A 21,608-nucleotide genomic window follows, 5' to 3' on the forward strand; every position below is an offset into this window, starting at 1 on the left:
ATATCGTTTGAGCTATCCTGGGCGGATATGTTGAGGTATGCAAAAGCTGCATCTTTTGCGGGATCTTTGGTAGCAATTGGTTGTTGGTGGATCTACTACCAGCACTACAGAAAAAACAGATAGAGTACATATTCTAGTCATTTGGCTGGGTTATATTATGTTTGGAACCATGCTGGGTTATGGTCTGGGCTGTGGTATTACGAGGAAAATGGAAGCAGCCTAACGTAACGCGTTACCTTTATTTTGATGCTGCTGCTATAGGTTCTGTCATGATAGTTATGTAAATTCTTAGGTCTGATATTCGCTTAACACCGCGTAGATAAGACTCCTTTTCATAGAGCGGTGTGTTTGTTCTATGTACATGCGTGCGCGGTTGCAAGGGTAACGTTTTCGCACCGGGCAAGTTCCCTCAGTTCCGCAACGCACTGGGCATTTCTCCCCGTAGTCTCACGCATGCTGGCATAGACGACCAGGCCTTTGCGTACCAGCGCTAATGAAATGGCGTGACCGATGCCGGAAGAGGCGCCAGTTACGAGAACGACTTGTTAGTCTTGTTCCATGATTGCCGCTTTATCAGTGACTGGTTTAGATAAGCACCTTGCCGCATGCGTGTCCCGTGGATAGTTTTTCAAACGCGGCGCGCGTATGGTCCAGCGTGAAGATTGTATCGATAATGATCTGGAGTTGGCCGTCAAGGAATAACCTGATCGCTTCCGGCTGGACAGATGTAGCCTCGGCAAAGAAAACGAATGCGCCCGTATGGCTGCTCTTCGGTGTGAGATCGAATGCGACCAGGCTGGCAATCCGTCCGCCCGGCGTCAGTACAGACCCGGATTGCTCAAGTATGTTGCCTCCTATGGTATTGAGTACCAGGTCCACCTCTCGCAGTCGCGTGAAATCATCATTCCGATAATCGATAACTTCATCAGCACCCAGATTTTTGATCAGATCAATGTTTTCATTAAATCCTCGCGTCTGTGAAAAAGGTTCAACCTTGTGACGGGAACTGGCCAAGCTGCAGAAACAGGCCAAACCAATCTTCCATGTGCCAGGTGGTGGTTATCAGACCGTTGCTGAGCGTATGAAACTCGTGCAGCCTGAAATTCACCTTCTTACCGGTTGGCGCGATGCCGAACAGCTCACCCAAGTGGGTCCCGCTGATCTCGGCGCGCACACCGACCTTGCCAGGCTCCTGGATGGTGTCATGGATGGTAATGAGCACGTCCGGAAAGGCGGCGACGACCATATTAATGATAGGTTTGATGCCTGCCGGACCGGGAACCTGACCAGGGGCCGGTGGGATGTCATCCCATTCCGGAGCAAGTACCGCATCCACAAGATCGGGACGCTGTTCGCTGAAAGCGCGATACAGCGTCTCTACGGCGGCCAGTTCGGTGCGTAATTGCTGGGTCAATTCTATTGATGGGATGTTCATAAAAAGATCTACTCTGCGGTAAAGGAAGTGGCAGAATAAAACTTGCGTTATAATCAATCCAACAAATAACCTGTATAAGCCATTATTTGAAATATGGATTTTCACGGTGTTGATCTGAACTTGTTAGTTGCTTTCAATGCGCTCATGAACGAACGCAATGTCACGCGCGCCGCAACCCAGATAGGCGTAAGCCAGCCGGCGATGAGCGCAGCCTTGTCCCGGTTACGTAACTTGCTGGGGGATCCCCTGTTTCAGCGCAGCAATGCTGGTTTAATTCCCACCCCACGCGCACGGGATCTGGCGTCTCCTGTCGCTGCGGCTTTGCGCCAAATCGAGCTGGCCATGGTTACCCCGCCTGCTTTTCAGCCTGAAACGGCGCAAGTGACGTTTAAATTGGGCCTGCAAGATTACCCGACCGTGGTTTTGCTTCCAGCGCTTATGGAAGCGCTGGAACAGAACTCGCCGGGCGTTTCCTTGAATGTGATTACATTTAATGACCGCAATGCTGCTGTCGATCTGCTCGATGCCGGTGTGATCGATGCGGCCATCGGTGTGCCACCGACGAATATGGATGCGCGTATTTTGACGCGGCCGCTGCTGCATGATGAATTCGTCACCATCGTATCGAGCGAACATCAGGCTGCAAGGGAGCCGATGAATTTGAACACTTACCTGGATCTACAGCATGTGCTTGTGTCACCTGAAGGACAGTTGCACGGCCTCGTCGATCAAACTCTCGCGCAACATGGCAAGCAGCGCAAACTCGTATTAACCATCCCACAAATATTTGCCGTGCCTGCGGTCGTCGCGCGCACCAAGATGGCCGCTACGATACTCAAACGTGTGGCACTTCATTCGCAGGTCAGCCATCGACTGATGCTATTTTCGCCGCCTCTTGCGCTGCCAGAGATCGTGTTTCATCTGATATGGCATCGACGCAGCGACAACTATCCAGCTCAGGTATGGTTCAGGGAATTTATTGCCAGGCACTCAAGCACCTTGTGATCAGCATTTTGTTTGACGGCGCCGCTGATAGAAGCGCATTTGCAGAGAGTAAGAGCCGGTTGTCAATGAATGCGAGTCTGCATTTTTTACAGTGAATTGCACGCTAGCTTCGCTGATATTAAGCCAATCGCTTAGAAGCGCGTACTGGATATTGTTTGCTATAAGCGAACAGCGGACATTACGGGTTAATAAGTGGCTCTGCACTTCCTTAAGTGTTTTTTGATCAAAATTCTGTAAGCGCTATCGGTTTTTGGTCGGCGTCCAGCGCCTGAAGCTTGCCCCGGTTTAGCATGCACAGTTAATGAGCTTGGGTTGGGCTGGGAAAATCGAACGGATACTTCAGCTGAAGCTCAAGGGGCTTGGTCTTTCACCGCGCATGGTCTCTCGAAGACTCTGCCAACAGCTATTGCAGTATTACTAAGCGACTCGCATGCGTTACTCCATTGGCGCCTAACAAGGTGCCTAAAAGGTTCGGATTTAATTAGTTCAGTTCGGACTTCGCGGGACAAATTGAGGGCACAAAAAAGCCCGCAGGGCTTGTGCCGTGCGGGCTCTTAGGACTTCATCGGATGACTCTGGTAATCACCGATGGAGAATTTTGGTGGGCTGGCGGAGTCTGAATTTTACCCACAACTTTATGTTTTTAAGTGATTTTTATGAGTTCAACTTTGATTGGTATACCTAAGCGTATACCAATGGCGTTTAGTCTGTGGCTTTACGACAGCTGATAAGTTAAGAATTTATAAAACTAAATGCACATATTATCTTCAGAAAAAAAGATTCTTCGAAAAAGTGTTCACCCTGTTCACTTTTAATTTTTATGATTAATAATCATAATGTTATCTGGTGATCACTTAGACGGGTACTCTTCACCACTCTTCACCCGAGGTGAACACCATTCACATTCAGACGTAAAAGTATGATGGCAAGTTTAAATTTTCGTCGCACTGCGGAAGATGGCCGGTGTCACTGCTTGGGTGATAGGAACCTTTCGCCTACGTTGTAAGTAGGCTTTGAGCGAACAGCGGACATGGGTATCGGTATTGCCCTGAGGATACCGCTTATTGCTTACACCTGCGCGAAGGCTTGAAATTTAAGGCAATAAATTTTTTGCTAAAAGTTTATTTTATTGTTATAAAAACATTTTACATTTTTTGGTGTTGAGAATGAGTGAAAATACAAAGATTCAGGCATCAACTTCTAATGAAAAGAAATATAAATGTAACCCGAAACATAGGAATACAAAACCAGAATCAGACAAAACTATATGGTTAGTAAATGAAGCTCAAGAAGAAACTTTCTTTTGGGAATCAGTTGATGAAAAGTATGTATGCGATAAAAATTGTTATTGGTGGGTGAATGTTACACCAGCGACGAGTGAAAAAAACATAATCGGAAGAACCGATGTGAATTATGCATACATCGCAAAGTTTAAATCAGATCATAATAATGAATGGCATGGCTATCCAGTGACAGCGGAAAGGTCGCCACATGATGTTCCGCATACCACTATTTTGGATGAGTGGAAGAGGCTTAAGTTTTTTTCAAAAAAAGAGGTTTCAGACCTCAAAAAGGGGAGAGGTTATGTCAAATCTTGCGCTTGACCTTAAAATAGAAGGAGACTTCATAGATTCTTTTATTTACTCTGGGGTTTTATACCTCCTTGATTCTGAATTTAGGTTCACATCATATTCTTGGAACTCTTTATGTGATTTTATCTTAAAAAGAAATGGATTCAAATTTAGCGATGCTAGCTGTATCTTAAGATACTCAAAAGATAATAGAAATGATAATGGTTCAGCGCATACAATAGACACCAATATTAGTGTGAATGAGCTTCTTTCGCTGAAAAAAGATTCTATCAATATTAATACTTGGCCATCAGATATAAACTTATTTTCAAATAAATTATATTTCTCTGGTGATGATGGTGTTTATTTTATAAATACAGACCATACAACTGCTGAATTTGATAAGAGAAAAATGCAAAAAGTTTTCGGCATGAAAAGTTTCTCTATATCTCCTAATACAAACAATAGAATTGCTTTAGCTGTTGGCCGTGAAGGTGTTTTTACTTCAACTTTAAAATATGGAATTAAAGTACCTGCAGAATCTAAAGTATCCGGTAGCAGTTGTATTGATATAGATTGGATGAATGATAATCTTTTCATTAACTCAGATACTCTCGTTGTTGAACAGTTTTGTAAGATTGAGAATAAAAATAATGTTGAGTCTAATGATTTATTTGTGGCAATAAAAAGCGGAATATCAAAAGAACATGAAGAAGAACATGTTAATTCTGGAGAGCTGACTAAAAAAGCCTACAGGAAATACGTTGATGCAATCTTAAATAAGCCTCCTGAAACTATGCAGTTAAAGGAAAGTTATAAATATGGCTGGTCTAGTGGTGATTGCGACTTTATATTAAATAAAGATGATAGGATATTAGCTCAAAATAATATATCTGGTGAGAAAAAGGATATTTCAATTGAGGGCCGTTCTTCGGGGTTAATTAAAGTTCGAACTTCAGGCTGCGGAACTATTATAGAATCCAAAGATGGTAGGCTATTCATGCTTTCGGAGCATGAAGTTAAAGATATATCGAGTGAATTCGTTTCTTGGCGAGTTTACCCTAGGGCAAAAAACCACGCCAATCACTTGCATATAATAAACGATGAAAATATAAATATTAAGATTTATAACAAAACATTTTCCATCCTCAATACTTTTCTTTCTAAGGGCAATGATGATGAGTATAATTACAAAATATCCAACCTGATCAGCTAGAGCATTATCATCAGAGTGGTGGTATTTAATAGATATCGCCACTTTGATTGAAAAATACCAAGGTGCACATCATTCTAAAATATTCACCACAACCTCACTTGAACTTTTCCGTTGCAAAATATTCAAATCATAAAAAATTAATTCTAAAAAGCATCCAGAGTTATGTGGGTGAATTCTGCACCAGTAATTACAGTAATAACTATGGATTTAAATCGTTCGTTAAAGAGTGTCTGTGACAGTGCTATTCCAGACTCTTGAATGTATGCACTTGGCACAAACCGGCCTAAGCCGGTTTGATATTGCAATTTATTAGCCATCGCAGCGGGGCAGCCAGTCGGCCTCGCAGTCTTTGCTCAGCTCCAGGCTGGTCTGTATGCCGTTCTTTGTCTTGCGCTTCAGCAACTCTATCTCGTACTCCTTCAGCGTCTGCGGCACCGCCTGCCCGAACGCCGTCAGGCTCATGGGGTGCTGATGGCCTCTGGCCTCCATAAAGGAGAGGTAGGCGTGATACAGGTAGCGGCGTGGGTTCATCGGCCGGATATTGGCGTTGCCGATAAACAGTCCGGTCGGCGTGCTGAGCGACGTCAGGTAGCCGCAGAAGTCGACCAGCGGATCGGCACTGCGCTTGATTTCCAGTGCTTCTTCTGACGACTGCTGCGCCTGCAACAGGTCGCGGGCGTCGTCAGGACGGGTGAAGCGCTCCATAAGGTGGCGCACGATAACCGCCAGCTCACCGGCAATCTTCTCCAGCAGCTGCGGGTCACGCTCGTTTGCCGGTATCACGTCCGGGAACGGCAGGATTACCCGCCGACGCGACACGCCGCCGCTGCGGTCGCTGAAGCGCATCGGGTTGTTGTTCACCGCCAGTATTACCGCCGGGATATGGGTTGAGTAGGCGTCACGATACTTCGGGTCAATCGCCACGGCGTCACCGCCGGTAATCGCTTTGATGCCCGCACCGTCGCCGCTCCACTTCTCCTGGTCCGGCAGGATAATTAAGGAGTATCCCACGACCGAGGCGCGTTCCCGTGATGACTCCAGCGTGTCGATGGTGGCCGCCGTGGTGTTGTCCTCGCCTGCCAGCAGACGGGCAATGGAGGCCATCACACTTTTGCCGCTGCCGCCGGGGCCGGTCACTTCGAGGAACAGCTGCCAGTCGTAGCGGTTCGCCAGCACCATAAATAACGCCGCGAGGATACGCTCCTGTTTCGTCTCATTACGTCCGGCCGCCCGCGTCAGCCACTGCCAGAAGTGCGGGGCATCGTCCGCCAGATTCTCGCCCGCCTTCGGGGTGGTGTAGTCCACGCTGTTGATGGTTCTGAGCCAGTTCTCTTTTTTATGCGGGCTGAAGGTGCCGGTTGCGGTGTCAAACACGCCGTTACGAAAGCCAATCAGCCTCCGGGCCGGTGCGCCCATCTGCGGCACCATCAGCTTGAGCGTGTCCACGATGCCGCCGATACCGGTTGCCGAGAACGGCGCGCGCACCTTCTGAAATAGCGCTGCGATTTCCCGACTGAGCACGCGATACGGCAGCACCTGCCACGCGCCGCCCTCGTAGCGGCACAGGTCTTCACCCACCACCGGCACGGCCAGGGTGTTGAGGTAGTGCGCGGCCAGCAGCTCGGCCTTCTGGCTGGCGCTCATGGCCTTCAGGTCGGCCTCGCTCACCGACTCAAACGGGCTGAGCGCTTTCGGCTGGGTAAAAGCGGTCAGCATCGCCAGAGTAGCGACTTCACCCTGCGCCTGAAAGACGTCGTTCCAGTCGCCGGTAACAGGTGGCAGGGCCGGTTTGCCGTTACAGCGCTTTGCCGCCGCTTCAGCCCTGAGCTGGCCGGTGCCGTTCTCATCGTTATCAGCGGCAATCAGTATCAGCGCCTCCGGATGCTCCGCGTGCAGTCGCTCCGCCAGCGCGGGCAGGTTGTTGGCGCTTAATGCCACAAAAACCGCCTGGCCTGTGAGCTGGTGCACGGTCAGGCCGGTGGCGTAGCCTTCGGTCAGCCAGAGCGTGTCGCCGGGTTCGCCCAGGCAGTGGAACGCCTCCTTCACCTGGCCGCCCGCAAGGGTACGTTTGGTGCCGTCAGCATTAATCAGCTGGGCGTTGACCGTGTCGCCGGTAAAGTCCGTCAGTGGCACCAGCAGGTCGCCGGGCTGGTATGTTGTGTCGCTGATGCGCTTTAAAGTGGTCAGCGTCAGAACGGGCGTTTCAGCCAGGCCCTTGTCTGTCAGGTAGGCGTTACCGGTCTGTGCTTTCGCACCGGCGACAAGCCGTGCAGCCTCTTTTGCGGCGTTAAGGCGCGCACGCGCCTTTTCCTCGTCGGTTTTCTCCTGGGAGGTAACCAGCTTTACCGGCAGGGTGCCAATCAGGTCAGCCACCCGGCAGGCGGCCTCCTTTGTGTTCACGTCCAGCGCCTTTTCAACCAGCGCCAGCCCGTCGCCCGCGCCGCACTGGTTGCAGACCCACGTCCCGCGTCCGGCCTGATTGTCGAAGCGGAAGCGGTCTTTGCCGCCGCAGACCGGGCACGGTGAGTGCTGCCCGGCGGCGTTGATGCTGATACCCAGCGCGGGCAGCAGCTGAGGCCAGTGACCGGCGGCGGCGCGCACGGTGTCGGTGACGATATGTTTCATGCGGCCTCCTTAATGCAGTGTGGCTTTTGAAGCGGCCAGGCGGCCGCACAGCAGTTCATCCATCATGGTTTCACCCATGCGCGTCAGGCGCGGCGCGGCGACCAGCACGTCGGGCTGTACCATTTCGCTAAGCATGGTGCAGGCCATGTCCATGCCGTTTTCCGGGCCGTACTTACGCACGTAATAGCCTTCCAGCTCCAGTGCGATGGTCATCTGCACCTCGTCCAGCGAGGCGGAGACGTCAAGGCCGTAATGCTCGCAGGCGGAAAGGTAGCCCTGGGCAACGGCGCGGCGGTAAACGGCAGTGCGCACCTCAACGGGCAGGCAGGACTGATTATTAGAGTTATTAGTTGTCACGGGAGACCTCCATATCGTTAAGCATGACGGATTCGCAGGTGCTGACCAACTTTCCCCAGCTGGTCGGTAAGCAGCGCCACCACGGACGCGAGCGCGTTACCGTCGGGGCCATTCTTACGGTTGCCGGAACATTCGATAACGTCGAGCATATCGAGCACGGTCACGCCCACGCTGTGGGCATGCTGAAGGCGCAGGAAATCGGCGTACGGAATGGGGTAGCTGTCGTGGTTGTTAAGTCGGGCTGACAGGGTATTCATGCGGCCACCTCACAGAGCGGCAGGCGACCGGCAAAGAAAAGCACGTAATCGCGGGCCAGCAGGCGGCGGGCGGCGGATTCGGTTTCGGCAGTGGTACGCAGCATGCAGGGACGGGCGGCGGTATCGGCACGGCGCACGGCGGCAAAAAGAAAGGTGAACTGCATGCGTGCAGAAATAAGGGTTGCGGCCATAGTGGCAGACTCCATTGAGTAGCGGTTAACGCCACCACCGGAGTTCTCACACTCGGGTGGCAGCCCGGACGGGGGTGAGAAACCGGCCTCAATGGATACCGGCCAGCCCGAAGGCTGCCCCGCCCGGGCCACCATTATGAAGACGGCACAGCGGCTCAAGAACCGTTGCCCGAAAAATGGGTGCACAAAGGCTACGACGTAAAAAAACACGCGTGGCGCGTGTTGTGTCGCCATTGAGTAACCCGGGTTCTCACGCCCGGCTGCCGATTTTGCGGCAGCGGAAAAACTGTATACCGGTAGCTCGCCAGAAAAAAGCCTTTTTTTACACATCGGGCCTTTTTCCTCAGCAATCGGTCAGGACGTGATCGGATTGCGGCGGATTTGATCGGAAGTTTTCGCTTTTATCCCCCTTGCTCCCCTTTGCGGGCTTCTGCTTTTCGGTAAGCACGGAAATATGGCCGTGGCGGCCGCTGTTGAATGCAGGCAGCGTGGATTTTTTGCCTGCGATGGCAGAAAGCAGACTTTCTGCCACGTACACGGCCTCTTCCTGGCTGAGCGGATAGCTGCGGGTGCCGAAGTTAAGCTTAATCATGCCGCACCTCCGGCACGCTGCGCGATGCGGGCCTGCATCCAGTCGTCAATCTCCGACGCCAGCCAGGCGACGTTCTTGCCGCCGAGAGAAATCTGCGACGGAAACTGCTCGCGGCAGATTAAGTCGTAAATGGTGGAGCGGGACAGACCGCAGGTGCTGATAACTTCCGGCAGGCGCATAAAGCGGTCGCGGGGGTAGTGCAGGTCGTTCACGGACGGCGTGGCCGGAGCGGATGGTGAAGCAGTGGAGAGCATGATGTTACCTCATATTGTATCCAGGCGGCGCTGGCCGTTTCCGGTCGTGTTGTGCTGGTAACCCCCTATTGTGAGAATATTTTTTCCTGTGTAAACAAGCCGCCTTCCTGTGGTAAATGAGCAAAATCGCGTTCTGTTACACCCTGTTTGCCACTGTATGCCAAAGAGTGCCAGAGAGTGCCATTTATAAAGAACTGACCGGAAACTCAGATTCATTAATAGTTAAAAACTCTGAAAGAATGCTAGCCAGAAAAAGGTCGGTTTAAAACCGGGTGAACAGTGGTGAATACTCGGTGAACAGTTAATTCTGAAGTGTTCACCCCTTTACTAACTGTATTTATTATATTGTTCCTTAAGGTGAAGAGTAGTGAACAGTTTTTTATAAAACTAAAAGCTCAGCAGGGATACTTGGTCAGAATATAACCATGTTTGCTGAGCGACAGGCAGACAGCAATGAAATGATTTGTCCGGTGGTGAACGACAGAATAGCGACATACTTTACAGACAGAGAGAAAAGCTATGAGCACCCCGGAAAACAGCGGCACCTTGGCAGCCTTTGAGCAGGCCCGTACCGCACACCTTGAGAAGATGAAAGAGTACAACGCCATCTGTGCCGACATTACCCGCTGCACGAAAGAGCGTGAAGCGGCCATTGAGGCCGGAAAAGAAGCTGAAACGAACTGGCGCACCCGCTTTCGCAGCCTGCGCGGCAATCTGACCGACGAGCTGAAGGCGGAACACAGCCAGCGCATTGCCAGCCGCGAGCTGGCCGACGAGTTTACCGGCCTGATTGCCGAGCTGGAGCTGGATAAGCAGGTCTCCATGCTGAATGCTTGCGGCACGGGTAAGGAATATGTCTACGCGCACAAGCTGGCTTTTAACGAGTTTGCCGATGCGGCCTGGCAATCGGCGCTGCGCAACGTCAGCCCGTCCCTGCTGTGGGCCATCCGCCTGCGCCTTCAGCGTGAGAAGGTGAATCCCCGTGACGACGGCGAGCGCAGCGACGTACAGGTCGTGGCGGAGCTTATCGGCAATGCGCTGACCCGTGTGGCCGCCGCGCTGCCCGAGAAAGCGCTCACGGAAGCCCCAGTGCTGGAGAATATCGGCCTGTGGCGCCCGGCACTCACCGGGGTGGATATGGCGCTGTATGCCAGTCCGGGTAAGCGCAACAAGCTGTGGGACGCCATCCATGTACACCGTCCGTGGATAAAGGAAGGTAAAAAGAAATGATGCACTGTCCGTACTGCAAAAGCCCCGCGCACGCCAAATCGAGCCGCTATATGTCCGAACAGGTGAAGGAGCGCTATCACCAGTGCACCAGCCTCGACTGCTCCTGCACGTTCAAAACCAGCGAGAGTATCATGAAAGTCATCACCGCACCGCCTCAGCCCGAACCGGTTCACGCAGCCACCCCGGAGCCGGTAAAAGAACGCCAGACAATCGGGCGCTACGGCTCATCTTTCCGCATTCTTCACTGACCACAACGGCCGCTGAAACCAGCGGCTTTTTTGTGTCCGTTTTTCATCCTTTCAACGCCCTTTTTCTGGCCAGCCCGGTTTGTAAATAGCAATGCATGCATACGGTGCATGGATTTGCATGTAAACTGAGGGACTACACATACCCCTTCAGTCTATGCCCGGCGCGGCTTTGTCCGGTTCATGCAATTGCATAAAAAACGATGCATAAAGCGGGCAGGCGAGGCGGGGGTATGAGTGCGCGCAAAGGTATTATTCATCATAAATGTTTTTTGAAATGATTATTTTAAAGCTAATAATTCATTTGCTATCGAATGTGGCCTACTGGTTAAAAAACCATCTTTTATTTTCTTTTAGGTTGTGATTAATTAAGTGCTCTTATGTTTTTAGGAAAAATCCTAAAATGGAGTTTTTATGAAACTTGCAGCGCTGTACATTAAAAATTTCAAAGGTGTCAACGAGGAAATAAGAATACTGATAGATAATGTCGTTGTGTTGATTGGGAAAAATAACAGCTGTAAATCTACAGTCTTAGATGCATATGAAGCATATTGTACTCTAGGCACAGGAAGTCGAAGTTTAGATGATTTTCATAATCGCGATGATTCTTTACCAATTGAAATAACTGGGTTGTTTACCGATGTAAATGATCACGATATTAAGCAGATAGGGCAAGAGTGGTTTCATGAAGAACTTGATAGTTTTAAAAAATGCTCTAAATTTAAAATAATTTGGGATAACGCTGACAATGACGGAAGGAAACTCAGCTTTAGTAATGAAACTAATGACTGGAAAGATGGTGGGGCTGGGGGATGGAACTCAATACTTTCAAGCAGGTTGCCGACGCCCATAAGAATTAATCCCAATGACTCTCATGTGACTTTAGAGGCAATAGTTAAAGATTTGATAGCAAGTAATGCTGTTGAAAAAATAAAATCTGATAAATCAAAAGCAGCTGGAATTATATCGGAAATCCAATCTTTAGCAAAAGAGATTGAAGGTGAACTGCTAGAAAGCATACAAGATATAAGTGCTGGAATCGAAGAAAACGTAGATGCTATGTTTAAGGGTGTGAAGGTAAGGTTTGAGACAGGAGTTGGTAAATTTGAACCTGAAAAAGCTATCAAGGAAGGCAGCCGCTTCATATTTGATACAAACGGCTGTAGCTCTCCACTTTCACACCAAGGTTCTGGTGTGCAGCGAGCATTCTTATGGGCAGCCATTAAAACTTTATGCAATGCAGGGCTTTTAAAAAAAGGTCGAAAAATAATAAATAATCAAAAAGCGAAAATACTACTCGTTGATGAACCAGAAATAAACATGCATCCTTCTGTCGTACGTTCTGTACGAGATGCTATTTATACTCTTGCTGGGTTAGAGGGGTGGCAAGTGATATGTACTACTCACTCACCTGTTTTTATAGATCTCACGAGGGCTCATACAACTCTAATCAAAGTTTCTAACGTCAAAAAGAGTGTAAGATATTATCAAACAGAGAAGGTGGCATTTACTGATAACGAGAAAGAAAATTTAAAAACATTGAATAGGTGTTGTCCAACTGTCAATGAGTTCTTCTTTTATGAGAAATCAATTTTGGTTGAAGGTGACACTGAGTTTTTGGCTTACAATCACATTATACATACTAATAGCAAAGAGCATGAATACTGCGTTATTAATTGCAGAGGTAAAGCTAACATCCCAACATTTATAAAAATATTAAATCAGTTTGGAAGTAAAGCCGTTGCAATCCATGATCTAGATAATAAATTTATAGATGGTGGGAAGATTAATGCTATGTGGACAATCAACAAAAAGATCAGGGAGGCGGCCGATCTTTCCTATGGGAATGTCATAACTGTTGCACACCTCCCTGACTTTGAAGGGCACTATCTAAAAGAAAAGCCCAAAAAAGATAAGCCATATAATATATTTTGCCATTTATCTGCTGAGGATTATTATGAAAATGAAAAGTATCGTGCTTTACGAAATAGTCTAAATGATATTGAGGCTGGCACACATACTGGAATATATGAAGGGTGTGATAAAATAGATGCATGGGGTGAGGCACGCATCTCTTAGTTTTTTTTAATTTCTTATTTAGAGTGGTAAATAAAATCCCCCCACCACTGCATAAGCTCAGCCCTTTTTTCCAAGTAGAGAGAGCGGTTGTATGCTCTCCTTACTTCGTTTTTATCAACGTGCGATAAGGCTGCCTCAATAACATCGGCATTGAATCCCATTTCATTCATCGCTGTGCTGGCGATAGAGCGTAATCCATGAGCTACTAACCTTTTACTATAACCAATCCTTTTTAAGGCTGCATTCGCAGTTTGGCTATTCATAGGTTTTTTTGGGTCATTCCTGCTGGGGAATATATACTCTCGGTGACGGCTAATAGGAGATAATGTCATTAACAATTCAATAGCCTGACTTGAAAGGGGAACAATATGTTCACGTTTAGCTTTCATACGCTCCGCAGGTATAGTCCATAATTTTGCATCTAAATCAATTTCTATCCACCTAGAGCCGGCAGCTTCAGAAGGTCGGGCAAGTGTCAGTAGCTGCCACTCAATGAGGCACCGCGTTGGTATAGTAAGATTCGACATTCCAAGTGATTGCATCAATTTTGGCAGCTCTTCCGGCCGTAGTGTCGGCATATGCTGCTTTTTGGGCTTCTCAAACGCCATTCCGATACCAGATGCAGGGTTAGCTTCAATCAGCCCGGTATTAACGGCATAAATCATAATCTCGTTTATACGCTGTACCAGACGGCGAACGGTTTCAAGAGCACCACGGGCTTTGATGGGTTCTAACGCCTCAACCAGCTTACGAGCTTTGATTTCCTGCACGGGAATCTCGCCAATGGCAGGAAAAACGTCTCTCTCAAGAGAGCGCCAAATATCCTTCGCGTAATCCGGTGTAACGCTGGCCTGTTTCAATGCAAACCAGTTGGCGGCCACGGTTGAGAAGATACTGTCTAATGCAATCTGTTGCTGTTCTGTGGCCTGTTCGGCCTGCGTTTGTGGGTCAATGCCGTTAGCGATTAAGGAGAGGTAATCAGCGCGCATGCGTCTGGCATCTGCCAGTGAAAGGGCAGGGTAGACACCGAGGCCCATCATAGTTCTTTGTTTTGTTACTGGGCGTTGATAGCGAAAACGCCAGAGCTTCTTACCGCTGGTTTTTACGATCAAGAAAAGCCCATCGCCATCATGCAGCGTCAAATCTTTATCAACGGCTTTGGAGCGAAGAACTTCGGTGTTGGTAAGAGGACGCGTAGTCCTTGCCATGTGGGGCGTTCCTTCGTGAATTGGTATACGTTTTTAGGATACATCTTACCGTATACCAATACGTATACCAATAATCACTGGATTTAGCCGGAACGCTACGGACTATTACAGACACAAAAAAGCCCGCGAAGGCTTATGCCATGCGGGCTTTCCGTACTTCACCGGACGTATCCGGATCAACATTTGGTGGAGCTGGCGGGAGTTGAACCCGCGTCCGAAATTCCTACGTCCTCGGTACTACATGCTTAGTCCAGTCTTTACATTCGCTTGTCAGCTGCGAACGGACACGCCACTAACAAACTAGCCTGATTAGTTTTAACGCTTCAACCCCAGGCAGGGCATCCACGCGATCTCTTTTGGGTTTGACCTCTCTTGATCCCCGTCCTAAGAGCGGAGGCTAGGGAGAGAGGGCTCTAAGCAGGTTATTAAGCTGCTAGTGCGTAGTTTTCGTCGTTTGCGACTATTTTTTTGCGGCTTTTAACGAGGCCAACCGCCCCTCGGCATGCACCTTGGGTTTCGCGAATCCCGTCGAATCCAGAATCAGCCCCAAGAGTTAAAGAGTATAACAAAAAACGTTTGGTCAATCCAGCGCTTAGCGATGGGCATTCTTCATAATGCGTGCTTTATCCAGCTGCCATTCGCGGTTTTTCACATCCTCACGCTTGTCATGCTGCTTCTTGCCGCGCGCAACGCCAATTTTCAGCTTGCACCAGGCATTCTTCCAGTAAAGCGACAGCGCAACAATCGTATAGCCTTCGCGGTTAACGCGACCGTAGAGGCTGTCCAGCTCGCGCTGGTTCAGCAACAGCTTACGGTTACGCGTAGGATCGCAGACAACGTGGCTGGATGCGACCAGCAGCGGCTGAAAGGTGGCACCGAACAGATAAGCTTCACCATCGCGCAGCAGAATATAGCTGTCGCTGATGTTGGCCTTACCGGCTCGTAGCGATTTAACTTCCCATCCTTGTAGCGCCATTCCCGCTTCGAACTCCTCTTCAATGAAGTATTCATGGCGGGCGCGTTTGTTAAGGGCAATAGTGGCAGAACCGGGTTTATGTGCTTTTTTCTTTGTCATAGTGCAACTTAGTTTACATCAGACCAGGGTTAATCGCATCCCCGGCCCCAAACTCACCGGGAAAAAAAGCTATTCTAGCACGCCTTGCGACGTAGAGAATTTCTGTTTGACTATTGAAAATGCTATTATTTGTACGTTTTAGGAATCACAGGAAACAATATGGCCCAGATTAGCCGCTCCGCACTCGTGCCCTACAGTGCTGAACAAATGTACCAGTTAGTGAACGATGTCGATGCCTATCCGGAGTTTTTGCCTGGCTGTTCGGGAAGTCGCGTGCTGTCCGCTTCCGGACAGGAGATGACGGCCTCGGTCGATGTGTCCAAAGCGGGCATCAGTAAAACGTTCGTGACGCATAATACGCTCACCGATAATCAAAGCATCCGCATGCAGCTGGTAGACGGCCCGTTCCGTAAGCTAACCGGTGGCTGGACCTTTACCTCGCTGGGCGATGACGCCTGTAAAGTTGAGCTCAATCTGGAGTTCGAATTTACCAACATGCTGGTTGAGCTGGCGTTCGGTCGTATCTTTAAAGAGCTGGCAAACAGTATGGTGCAGGCTTTTACCCAGCGTGCAAAAGAGGTTTACCGTGCCTGATATTACTGTTGAGGTGGTTTATGCGCTGCCGGAAAAACAGTACGTGCGTCAGGTAACGCTGGCGGAAGGCAGCAGCGTGGAAGAAGTGATCCGCGCGTCGGGCTTACTGGAGCTGCGTCATGATATTGACCTGACGCAGAATAAAATCGGCATCTACAGTCGGCCAGTAAAACTGCAGGATGAGGTGAACGATGGTGATCGCGTGGAAATTTATCGTCCGCTCATCGCCGATCCTAAAGAGCTACGTCGACAGCGGGCTGAGCGTTCAGCAAAAAAATAAAGGCGCCTTAGCGCCTTTTTTTATATCCGACACCCATTAGTTGCTGGCGTTATTTTTGCCGCTGAGGTTCGGTTTATTATCGATATTGGTCAGCACGCCGCTGCTGTCAAAAGTCAGCGTCAGCGTCTGCTGGGTGACTTTTTCATGGCCGGGCTGCTGGCGGAATACATAATACCAGGTATTGTTGCTGAATGGATCGCTCATCATCGGCGTACCCAGCGTATAGGCAACCTGCTGTTTGTTCATGCCTACGCGTAGCTTGGCAACGTCGGTGGTAGTGAGATAGTTACCCTGATTAATATCAGGACGGTAAACCACGCGCTCCAGAGTGGAACAGCCAGCAGTCATCATGAGAAGTAACACTGCAGCAGCAGTCAGCGTTTTACAGCGCATTTATACATTCCTTTTTTGGGCTCAACGCCTTTTAAACAGGCGAGTTTGGTGCCAGCACGGTCTGAACACAGCCTGCGATCATCGTGTTTCATTCAGGCGACAAGCTGTCGATGATAATAAACCTGACCGCAGTTGGAAACCTTTACAGAGCAAGCATATGACCGCAGGAATGTAAAAAAGTGCATATCAGGCCGCTAAAAGCTCTTTCGCATTCGCCAGCGTGTTGCGCGTGACTTCGCTGCCGCCCAGCAAACGCGCCAGTTCCTGCAGGCGCGCACGCTTATCCAGCGGCTGCATATGAGTTTCGGTCATTGCGCCGTCGGTCTCTTTGCTGACAAAGAAATGATGATGACCACAGCCCGCCACCTGCGGCAGGTGCGTTACGCACATGACCTGCGTAGACTCGCCCAGCTGGCGCAGCAGCTTGCCAACCACCGCCGCCGTCGGTCCGCTGATACCCACATCCACCTCATCGAAAATCAGCGCCGGGGTATCCATCTTACGGGCGGTAATCACCTGAATCGCCAGCGCGATACGCGACAGTTCGCCGCCGGAGGCCACTTTAGCCAGCGGCTGCAACGGTTGGCCTGGGTTGGTGCTGACGCGGAAATCGATGCGATCCGCGCCCTCAGCGGTAAGCTGCTCCGGGTTAAACTGGACGGCAATAGTGAACTGGCCGTGCGGCATGGAGAGCGCATGCATGCTTTCAGTAATCAGCTGCGTTAACTCCTGCGCATAATGCGCGCGTTGCTCATGCAGCTTCTGCGCGCTGCTTAGCGCCGCCTGATGATGCTGGGTCACCGCCAGGCTCAGCGCTTCCTGATCGCTCTCCTGCTGCGACAGCAGCTGCTCTTCATCCAGCAACTGCTGATGGAAGGCTGGCAACGCTTCCGGCGCAACGTGATGCTTGCGCGCCAGGCTTATCTGCCGGGAGAGTCGCTGCTCCAGCTCATACAGCCGGTTAGGATCGAGATCGAGGCGGTCGCAGTAGAGACGCAGTTCATCGCTTGCTTCGCTGATCTGGATAGAGGCTTCATCCAGCATGTTCAGCACGCCGCCCAGCTTCTCATCCATGGTGACCAGTTCACCCATCATCTGACGTGCGCTGTAGAGCAGGCTCTGCAAATTGCTGTCATCGCCATCGGCCAGCAGGTGGAGCGCCTGCTGACTGGTAGAAAGCAGCTGTCCGCTGTTGGCGAGGCGTTTATACTCTTCGTCGATTTGCTCGAACTCACCGGCGACCGGGGCAAACTCGTTGAGCTCTTTTAACTGATACTGCAACAGCTCGCGTCTGGCTTCGCGCTCCTGCATCTGTTGTTGATGCTGCGCTAGCGCGCGGCAGCTCTGATGCCACTGACGATAGTTAGCCGCCATGCTTTGCATCAGCAGCGGCTGATCGGCATAGGCGTCCAACAGGGATTTTTGATGTTCCGGTTTTAACAGCAGTTGATGCGCGTGTTGACCATGAATCTGAATCAAGTGCTGACCGAGGTCGCGCAGCTGAGAAAGCGGGACCGCCGTGCCGTTAATAAAACCACGGGAGCGGCCATCGCTGCTGATTACGCGGCGCAGCAGACACTCCTGACCGTCGTCCAACTGGTTCTCTTCCAGCCAGCGCAGGGCAGAAGGGGTATCTTTCAGGTTAAAACGGGCGCAGAGGTCGGCACGGTTTGCGCCCTGGCGCACCATATCCACTTCCGCACGGCCGCCAAGGCAGAGGCCCAGCGCATCAATAGCAATGGATTTGCCCGCGCCGGTCTCACCGGTAATCGCGGTCATGCCACGTTGAAAATCAATTTCCAGCTCGCGAACAATGGCAAAATTACTGATAGTGAGTTGGGCCAGCATACGTGCCTTCCTGTACATAAACACAGACATGGTTTTTCGTACAGTATAATCTGGTTTTATATACAGTAAAGTGGCACGTTGCGCTTTTTAAAATAATTTTTTCGACCAGCCAAGCTTTGAACTTAGGGTATTGAAATAGCTATAGTTTTTAGGGTGGATCAGGTTGAGGTGATAGTCGCTACGGCGTACCAGCACATCCTCGCCCTCCTGGATCGGCAGCGCGATTTGGCTGTCGCAGCTGATCTCTAAATCGTTGCGCAAGTCGGAAAAACGCAGGCGAATTGTGCTGCTGCTGTTGATGACTAAAGGTCGGGCAGAGAGCGTATGCGGGAACATTGGCACCAGCGCAATCGCATCCAGCGAAGGGGTTAAAATAGGGCCGCCCGCGGAAAGCGAATAAGCGGTAGAACCGGTCGGCGTGGAGATAATCAGCCCATCGGAGCGCTGCGAAAAAGCGAAGTTCTCATCAATATAAACTTCAAACTCAATCATATGCGCTACTTTGCCGGGATGCAGCACCACTTCGTTGATGGCGGTGCCAATACGCGGATCGCCCTCGCCACGACACACGCGCGCTTCCAGCAGAAAACGTTTTTCCGTGATGTAGTCGCCGCGCAGCACATCATCCAGCTGCTGCTGAGCGTTGTCAGGATCCAGATCGGTGAGAAAGCCTAAATTGCCGCGGTTAATGCCGATCACTTTGATATCGTAACGCGCCAGCACGCGCGCCGCGCCCAGCATATTGCCGTCGCCGCCGACCACCACCGCCAGATCGGCGCGTTGTCCAATTTCCGCCAGCGTGCCGGTTTGCACATGTTCCAGCGCAAGCTCACGCGCAATCTGTTGTTCAACAATCACTTCGTAGCCTTGCTCACTCAGCCAGCGCCAGAGCATTTCGTGAGTGGTCAGGGCGGTAGGATGGCGAGGATGTCCGACGATGCCGATGCACTGGAAATGTTTGTTCATTATGCTGGTATCCCTTATAGGGCAAATCTGCCCTGACATTGTGACTGGTTCCCTTGAAACCATTAATCTGATCCCCATAATAAGCGAACCAGCGAGATGAATGTGCAAAACGCGGAGAAATTCATGAGTAGTAAAGATCAGAAAGCACCAAACGAGCAAGTCTCAGACGAGATGGAAATGGAACAGCAGCAAAACGACAACGCGGAGACGGTACAGTCTGAAGCAGAAGTGGTGGATCCGCGTGATGAACGTATTGCTCAGCTTGAAGAGCAGCTGGCCGGATTACAGACCGGCGTACGTGACGCTCAGCTGCGTGCGCAGGCAGAGATTGAAAATATTCGCCGTCGTACCGAGCTGGATATTGAAAAAGCGCATAAATTTGCGTTAGAAAAATTCGCCAATGAGCTGCTGCCGGTGATCGACAGCCTGGAACGTGCGCTGGAAGTGGCGGATAAGTCCAACCCGGAACTGAGCGCGATGATCGAAGGTATCGAGCTGACGCTGAAATCCCTGCTGGCTGCGGTACGCAAATTTGGCGTGGAAGTGGTAGGCGAAACCAACGTGCCGTTTAATCCTGACGTGCATCAGGCGATGTCGATGATGGAATCGGAAGAGGTCGCGCCGAATCACGTCATGATGGTGATGCAGCGCGGTTATACGCTGAACGGTCGCCTGCTGCGCCCGGCGATGGTTGCCGTCGCGAAAGCCAAAGGCTAATGCTGCACGCGCCGTGGCTTAAGGTCACGGCGCGATGATATCAGGGAAGCTGTGGCGTCCAGTCAATCGGCGTCTCGCCCTGCTGCGCGAGGATCTCATTGGTACGCGAAAAGTGTTTGCAGCCAAAGAACCCGCGATGGGCGGAGAGCGGGGAAGGGTGCGGCGCTTTCAGCACGTGATGCCGCTGCGCATCGATAATGCTGCCTTTTTTCTGCGCATGCGATCCCCAGAGCAAAAACACCACGTTTTCACGCTGCTCATTAATCACGGCGATCACCCGATCGGTAAAGGTTTCCCAGCCAAAACGCGCATGGGAGTGCGCTTTGCCCGCCTCGACGGTTAATACCGTATTCAACAGCAGCACGCCTTGCTTTGCCCAGCTCTCTAAAAAGCCGTGGTTCGGACGGGTAAAGCCGGGAATATCCTGCTCCAGCTCTTTATACATGTTCAATAGCGAAGGCGGAACCGCAACCCCAGGCCTGACGCTAAACGCCAGCCCATGCGCCTGATTAGGGCCGTGGTAGGGATCCTGCCCCAAAATCACCACTTTCACATCGCCTAATTCCGTGAGGCGAAAGGCGTTAAACACATCTTCTTTCGGTGGATAAACCGTGACGCCTGCCGCACGCTCTTGCGCCACCATTTTTAACGTTTCGATAAAATAAGGCTGCTCTTTTTCCGTCGCCAGCACATCATGCCAGGTTGTCGCTTTATCCATGACGCTCTTCCTTCTTACAATAAAACATCAGAGTAACGACTCTGCGCCTGTGAGCAACCCCCAAAATAAATTGAAAATTTACAAAATTAATTTACTGGTGAAATTTGATTCAAAACAAAAATTTAGCTTTGCATCAGGAATTGCTCCAGGGATTTAATTGACCTGGGTCAAAGTTAGTCACGCTATGCGTTGGTATATAAACAACGGATGTTTTTTAAACGCAAACCTGACGCTGTCAACAGCGTTGGCGTCACTACGCCTGGGAGGCAAATATGATTACAGGTATTCAAATTACAAAAACTGATAACAGCGCGCTGCTTAACTCTTTCTGGCTGCTGGATGATGAAAAAGCCGAGGCGCGCTGCGTTTGCGCTAAAGGCGATTACACCGAAGATCAAATCGTTCCGGTGAGCGATCTGGGGCAGTTTGAATATCGCGAAGTCCCGCTGGAAATGAAACCGCAGGTGCGCGTAGAAGGCGGCCAGCATCTGAACGTTAACGTGCTGCGTCGTGAAACGCTGGAAGATGCGGTTAAGCATCCGGAAAAATACCCGCAGCTGACCATTCGCGTATCAGGCTATGCCGTACGTTTTAACTCGCTGACGCCGGAACAGCAGCGTGATGTTATTACGCGTACGTTTACTGAAAGTCTGTAAGCAAAAAAGGTTGATTACGCTCCAGGCGCGTTGAAAAAAGCAACATGCCTGTTTCCAGAAAAACATATGAAAAAACAGTCAGGTGCAAGGTTGTTA

The 21,608-nt window shown here is 50.3% G+C and carries 24 protein-coding genes, 1 other RNA gene and 1 pseudogene; 10 read left to right on the forward strand and 16 right to left on the reverse strand.

Features of this window, described 5'->3' with window-relative positions; translation table 11 throughout:
* Positions 1–353: 353 nt before the first annotated feature.
* From J2X14_RS16070 to J2X14_RS16080, 3 genes and pseudogenes are all read right to left on the reverse strand, one after another.
* A pseudogene (locus J2X14_RS16070) lies at positions 354–533 on the reverse strand (SDR family NAD(P)-dependent oxidoreductase); the annotation flags it as partial.
* A gap of 52 nt (positions 534–585) precedes the next feature.
* Positions 586–1,014 carry a zinc-binding dehydrogenase gene (locus tag J2X14_RS16075; protein ID WP_352412191.1) on the reverse strand — a complete coding sequence of 143 codons (429 nt, stop codon included), beginning with the start codon at positions 1,012–1,014 and terminating at the stop codon, positions 586–588.
* Positions 989–1,435, reverse strand: a complete 447-nt coding sequence (locus J2X14_RS16080; protein ID WP_352412192.1) for an ester cyclase — start codon at positions 1,433–1,435, stop codon at positions 989–991. Before J2X14_RS16080 ends, J2X14_RS16075 begins: the two co-directional genes overlap by 26 nt.
* Before the next feature lie 93 nt (positions 1,436–1,528).
* Here J2X14_RS16080 and J2X14_RS16085 point away from each other — a divergent pair, with 93 nt between their 5' ends.
* The 3 genes from J2X14_RS16085 to J2X14_RS16095 all read left to right on the forward strand — a co-directional run bounded on the left by J2X14_RS16085 (position 1,529) and on the right by J2X14_RS16095 (position 5,227).
* Positions 1,529–2,440, forward strand: coding sequence for a LysR family transcriptional regulator (locus J2X14_RS16085; protein ID WP_352412193.1), 912 nt, complete (start codon positions 1,529–1,531; stop codon positions 2,438–2,440).
* Positions 2,441–3,606: 1,166 nt separating this feature from the next.
* Complete coding sequence (locus J2X14_RS16090) at positions 3,607–4,044, forward strand: hypothetical protein (RefSeq protein ID WP_352412194.1); 438 nt, start codon at positions 3,607–3,609, stop codon at positions 4,042–4,044.
* Complete coding sequence (locus J2X14_RS16095; RefSeq protein ID WP_352412195.1) at positions 4,025–5,227, forward strand: hypothetical protein; 1,203 nt, start codon at positions 4,025–4,027, stop codon at positions 5,225–5,227. Before J2X14_RS16090 ends, J2X14_RS16095 begins: the two co-directional genes overlap by 20 nt.
* Positions 5,228–5,536: 309 nt before the next feature.
* On the opposite strand, the gene J2X14_RS16100 is transcribed toward J2X14_RS16095, so the two are convergent.
* Genes J2X14_RS16100 through J2X14_RS16125 form a run of 6 tightly spaced genes read right to left on the reverse strand, consistent with a single transcriptional unit; the run spans position 5,537 to position 9,503 of the window.
* On the reverse strand, positions 5,537–7,852 hold the full coding sequence (locus J2X14_RS16100; RefSeq protein WP_352412196.1) for a phage/plasmid primase, P4 family: 2,316 nt from the start codon (positions 7,850–7,852) through the stop codon (positions 5,537–5,539).
* A 9-nt stretch (positions 7,853–7,861) separates the two neighbouring features.
* Positions 7,862–8,209 (reverse strand): DUF5375 family protein, encoded by a 348-nt coding sequence (locus J2X14_RS16105; protein ID WP_301250684.1) that lies wholly within the window; start codon positions 8,207–8,209, stop codon positions 7,862–7,864.
* A 17-nt stretch (positions 8,210–8,226) separates the two neighbouring features.
* Positions 8,227–8,466 carry a hypothetical protein gene (locus tag J2X14_RS16110; RefSeq protein ID WP_502890020.1) on the reverse strand — a complete coding sequence of 80 codons (240 nt, stop codon included), beginning with the start codon at positions 8,464–8,466 and terminating at the stop codon, positions 8,227–8,229.
* On the reverse strand, positions 8,463–8,987 hold the full coding sequence (locus J2X14_RS16115) for a host cell division inhibitor Icd-like protein (RefSeq protein ID WP_352412197.1): 525 nt from the start codon (positions 8,985–8,987) through the stop codon (positions 8,463–8,465). The genes J2X14_RS16110 and J2X14_RS16115 overlap by 4 nt, the downstream gene beginning before the upstream one ends.
* Before the next feature lie 13 nt (positions 8,988–9,000).
* Positions 9,001–9,249: a hypothetical protein gene (locus J2X14_RS16120; protein ID WP_352412198.1), complete on the reverse strand. Its 249-nt coding sequence runs from the start codon at positions 9,247–9,249 to the stop codon at positions 9,001–9,003.
* Complete coding sequence (locus J2X14_RS16125; protein ID WP_352412199.1) at positions 9,246–9,503, reverse strand: helix-turn-helix transcriptional regulator; 258 nt, start codon at positions 9,501–9,503, stop codon at positions 9,246–9,248. Before J2X14_RS16125 ends, J2X14_RS16120 begins: the two co-directional genes overlap by 4 nt.
* A gap of 519 nt (positions 9,504–10,022) precedes the next feature.
* On the opposite strand from J2X14_RS16125, the gene sid reads away from it, so the two are divergent.
* The 3 genes from sid to J2X14_RS16140 all read left to right on the forward strand — a co-directional run bounded on the left by sid (position 10,023) and on the right by J2X14_RS16140 (position 13,057).
* Positions 10,023–10,733, forward strand: a complete 711-nt coding sequence (gene sid, locus J2X14_RS16130) for a capsid size-determining scaffold Sid (RefSeq protein WP_352412200.1) — start codon at positions 10,023–10,025, stop codon at positions 10,731–10,733.
* Positions 10,730–10,981, forward strand: coding sequence for an ogr/Delta-like zinc finger family protein (locus J2X14_RS16135; protein ID WP_352412201.1), 252 nt, complete (start codon positions 10,730–10,732; stop codon positions 10,979–10,981). Before sid ends, J2X14_RS16135 begins: the two co-directional genes overlap by 4 nt.
* Before the next feature lie 411 nt (positions 10,982–11,392).
* A complete protein-coding gene (locus J2X14_RS16140) occupies positions 11,393–13,057 on the forward strand; it encodes an ATP-dependent nuclease (RefSeq protein WP_352412202.1) in 1,665 nt (554 codons plus the stop codon).
* 14 nt (positions 13,058–13,071) lie between these two features.
* Here J2X14_RS16140 and J2X14_RS16145 read toward each other — a convergent pair whose 3' ends face one another.
* From J2X14_RS16145 to smpB, 3 genes are all read right to left on the reverse strand, one after another.
* Entirely contained in the window at positions 13,072–14,265 is a 1,194-nt protein-coding gene (locus tag J2X14_RS16145; RefSeq protein ID WP_352412203.1) for an integrase domain-containing protein, read from the reverse strand.
* 184 nt (positions 14,266–14,449) lie between these two features.
* Positions 14,450–14,813: a transfer-messenger RNA gene (gene ssrA, locus J2X14_RS16150) on the reverse strand.
* 44 nt (positions 14,814–14,857) lie between these two features.
* Entirely contained in the window at positions 14,858–15,340 is a 483-nt protein-coding gene (gene smpB, locus J2X14_RS16155) for an SsrA-binding protein SmpB (RefSeq protein ID WP_352412204.1), read from the reverse strand.
* A 159-nt stretch (positions 15,341–15,499) separates the two neighbouring features.
* On the opposite strand from smpB, the gene J2X14_RS16160 reads away from it, so the two are divergent.
* On the forward strand, positions 15,500–15,934 hold the full coding sequence (locus tag J2X14_RS16160) for a type II toxin-antitoxin system RatA family toxin (protein ID WP_352412205.1): 435 nt from the start codon (positions 15,500–15,502) through the stop codon (positions 15,932–15,934).
* The gene (locus tag J2X14_RS16165; RefSeq protein ID WP_352412206.1) at positions 15,927–16,214 is read left to right on the forward strand and encodes an RnfH family protein; all 288 of its coding nucleotides are present in this window, start codon (positions 15,927–15,929) and stop codon (positions 16,212–16,214) included. Before J2X14_RS16160 ends, J2X14_RS16165 begins: the two co-directional genes overlap by 8 nt.
* 36 nt (positions 16,215–16,250) lie before the next feature.
* Here the strand turns inward: J2X14_RS16165 and bamE are convergent, their stop codons facing one another.
* The 3 genes from bamE to nadK form a co-directional block, all read right to left on the reverse strand.
* On the reverse strand, positions 16,251–16,607 hold the full coding sequence (gene bamE / locus J2X14_RS16170) for an outer membrane protein assembly factor BamE (RefSeq protein ID WP_352412207.1): 357 nt from the start codon (positions 16,605–16,607) through the stop codon (positions 16,251–16,253).
* Between the two features lie 186 nt (positions 16,608–16,793).
* Positions 16,794–18,455, reverse strand: coding sequence for a DNA repair protein RecN (recN, locus tag J2X14_RS16175; protein ID WP_352412208.1), 1,662 nt, complete (start codon positions 18,453–18,455; stop codon positions 16,794–16,796).
* A gap of 87 nt (positions 18,456–18,542) precedes the next feature.
* Positions 18,543–19,421, reverse strand: a complete 879-nt coding sequence (nadK, locus tag J2X14_RS16180) for an NAD(+) kinase (protein ID WP_352412209.1) — start codon at positions 19,419–19,421, stop codon at positions 18,543–18,545.
* 123 nt (positions 19,422–19,544) lie between these two features.
* Between nadK and grpE the strand changes: the two genes are divergently transcribed.
* Positions 19,545–20,138, forward strand: coding sequence for a nucleotide exchange factor GrpE (gene grpE / locus J2X14_RS16185; protein ID WP_352412210.1), 594 nt, complete (start codon positions 19,545–19,547; stop codon positions 20,136–20,138).
* Between the two features lie 40 nt (positions 20,139–20,178).
* Here grpE and ung read toward each other — a convergent pair whose 3' ends face one another.
* Complete coding sequence (gene ung, locus J2X14_RS16190) at positions 20,179–20,856, reverse strand: uracil-DNA glycosylase (protein ID WP_352412211.1); 678 nt, start codon at positions 20,854–20,856, stop codon at positions 20,179–20,181.
* Between the two features lie 272 nt (positions 20,857–21,128).
* Between ung and grcA the strand changes: the two genes are divergently transcribed.
* Positions 21,129–21,512, forward strand: a complete 384-nt coding sequence (gene grcA / locus J2X14_RS16195) for an autonomous glycyl radical cofactor GrcA (protein ID WP_352412212.1) — start codon at positions 21,129–21,131, stop codon at positions 21,510–21,512.
* Positions 21,513–21,608: the final 96 nt, after the last annotated feature.

It is taken from the genome of Mixta sp. BE291 (assembly GCF_031457955.1).
In the GTDB taxonomy this organism is placed as follows: domain Bacteria; phylum Pseudomonadota; class Gammaproteobacteria; order Enterobacterales; family Enterobacteriaceae; genus Mixta.

Excerpts from the sequence above, each read along its gene's own strand:
- J2X14_RS16080 (WP_352412192.1), bottom strand. The coding sequence starts at position 1,435 with ATGAACATCCCATCAATAGAATTGACCCAGCAATTACGCACCGAACTG.
- J2X14_RS16085 (WP_352412193.1), top strand. The coding sequence starts at position 1,529 with ATGGATTTTCACGGTGTTGATCTGAACTTGTTAGTTGCTTTCAATGCG.
- J2X14_RS16090 (WP_352412194.1), top strand. The coding sequence starts at position 3,607 with ATGAGTGAAAATACAAAGATTCAGGCATCAACTTCTAATGAAAAGAAA.
- J2X14_RS16095 (WP_352412195.1), top strand. The coding sequence starts at position 4,025 with ATGTCAAATCTTGCGCTTGACCTTAAAATAGAAGGAGACTTCATAGAT.
- J2X14_RS16100 (WP_352412196.1), bottom strand. The coding sequence starts at position 7,852 with ATGAAACATATCGTCACCGACACCGTGCGCGCCGCCGCCGGTCACTGG.
- J2X14_RS16110 (WP_502890020.1), bottom strand. The coding sequence starts at position 8,466 with ATGAATACCCTGTCAGCCCGACTTAACAACCACGACAGCTACCCCATT.
- J2X14_RS16115 (WP_352412197.1), bottom strand. The coding sequence starts at position 8,987 with ATGTGTAAAAAAAGGCTTTTTTCTGGCGAGCTACCGGTATACAGTTTT.
- J2X14_RS16120 (WP_352412198.1), bottom strand. The coding sequence starts at position 9,249 with ATGATTAAGCTTAACTTCGGCACCCGCAGCTATCCGCTCAGCCAGGAA.
- J2X14_RS16125 (WP_352412199.1), bottom strand. The coding sequence starts at position 9,503 with ATGCTCTCCACTGCTTCACCATCCGCTCCGGCCACGCCGTCCGTGAAC.
- sid (WP_352412200.1), top strand. The coding sequence starts at position 10,023 with ATGAGCACCCCGGAAAACAGCGGCACCTTGGCAGCCTTTGAGCAGGCC.
- J2X14_RS16135 (WP_352412201.1), top strand. The coding sequence starts at position 10,730 with ATGATGCACTGTCCGTACTGCAAAAGCCCCGCGCACGCCAAATCGAGC.
- J2X14_RS16140 (WP_352412202.1), top strand. The coding sequence starts at position 11,393 with ATGAAACTTGCAGCGCTGTACATTAAAAATTTCAAAGGTGTCAACGAG.
- J2X14_RS16145 (WP_352412203.1), bottom strand. The coding sequence starts at position 14,265 with ATGGCAAGGACTACGCGTCCTCTTACCAACACCGAAGTTCTTCGCTCC.
- smpB (WP_352412204.1), bottom strand. The coding sequence starts at position 15,340 with ATGACAAAGAAAAAAGCACATAAACCCGGTTCTGCCACTATTGCCCTT.
- J2X14_RS16160 (WP_352412205.1), top strand. The coding sequence starts at position 15,500 with ATGGCCCAGATTAGCCGCTCCGCACTCGTGCCCTACAGTGCTGAACAA.
- bamE (WP_352412207.1), bottom strand. The coding sequence starts at position 16,607 with ATGCGCTGTAAAACGCTGACTGCTGCTGCAGTGTTACTTCTCATGATG.
- recN (WP_352412208.1), bottom strand. The coding sequence starts at position 18,455 with ATGCTGGCCCAACTCACTATCAGTAATTTTGCCATTGTTCGCGAGCTG.
- nadK (WP_352412209.1), bottom strand. The coding sequence starts at position 19,421 with ATGAACAAACATTTCCAGTGCATCGGCATCGTCGGACATCCTCGCCAT.
- grpE (WP_352412210.1), top strand. The coding sequence starts at position 19,545 with ATGAGTAGTAAAGATCAGAAAGCACCAAACGAGCAAGTCTCAGACGAG.
- ung (WP_352412211.1), bottom strand. The coding sequence starts at position 20,856 with ATGGATAAAGCGACAACCTGGCATGATGTGCTGGCGACGGAAAAAGAG.
- grcA (WP_352412212.1), top strand. The coding sequence starts at position 21,129 with ATGATTACAGGTATTCAAATTACAAAAACTGATAACAGCGCGCTGCTT.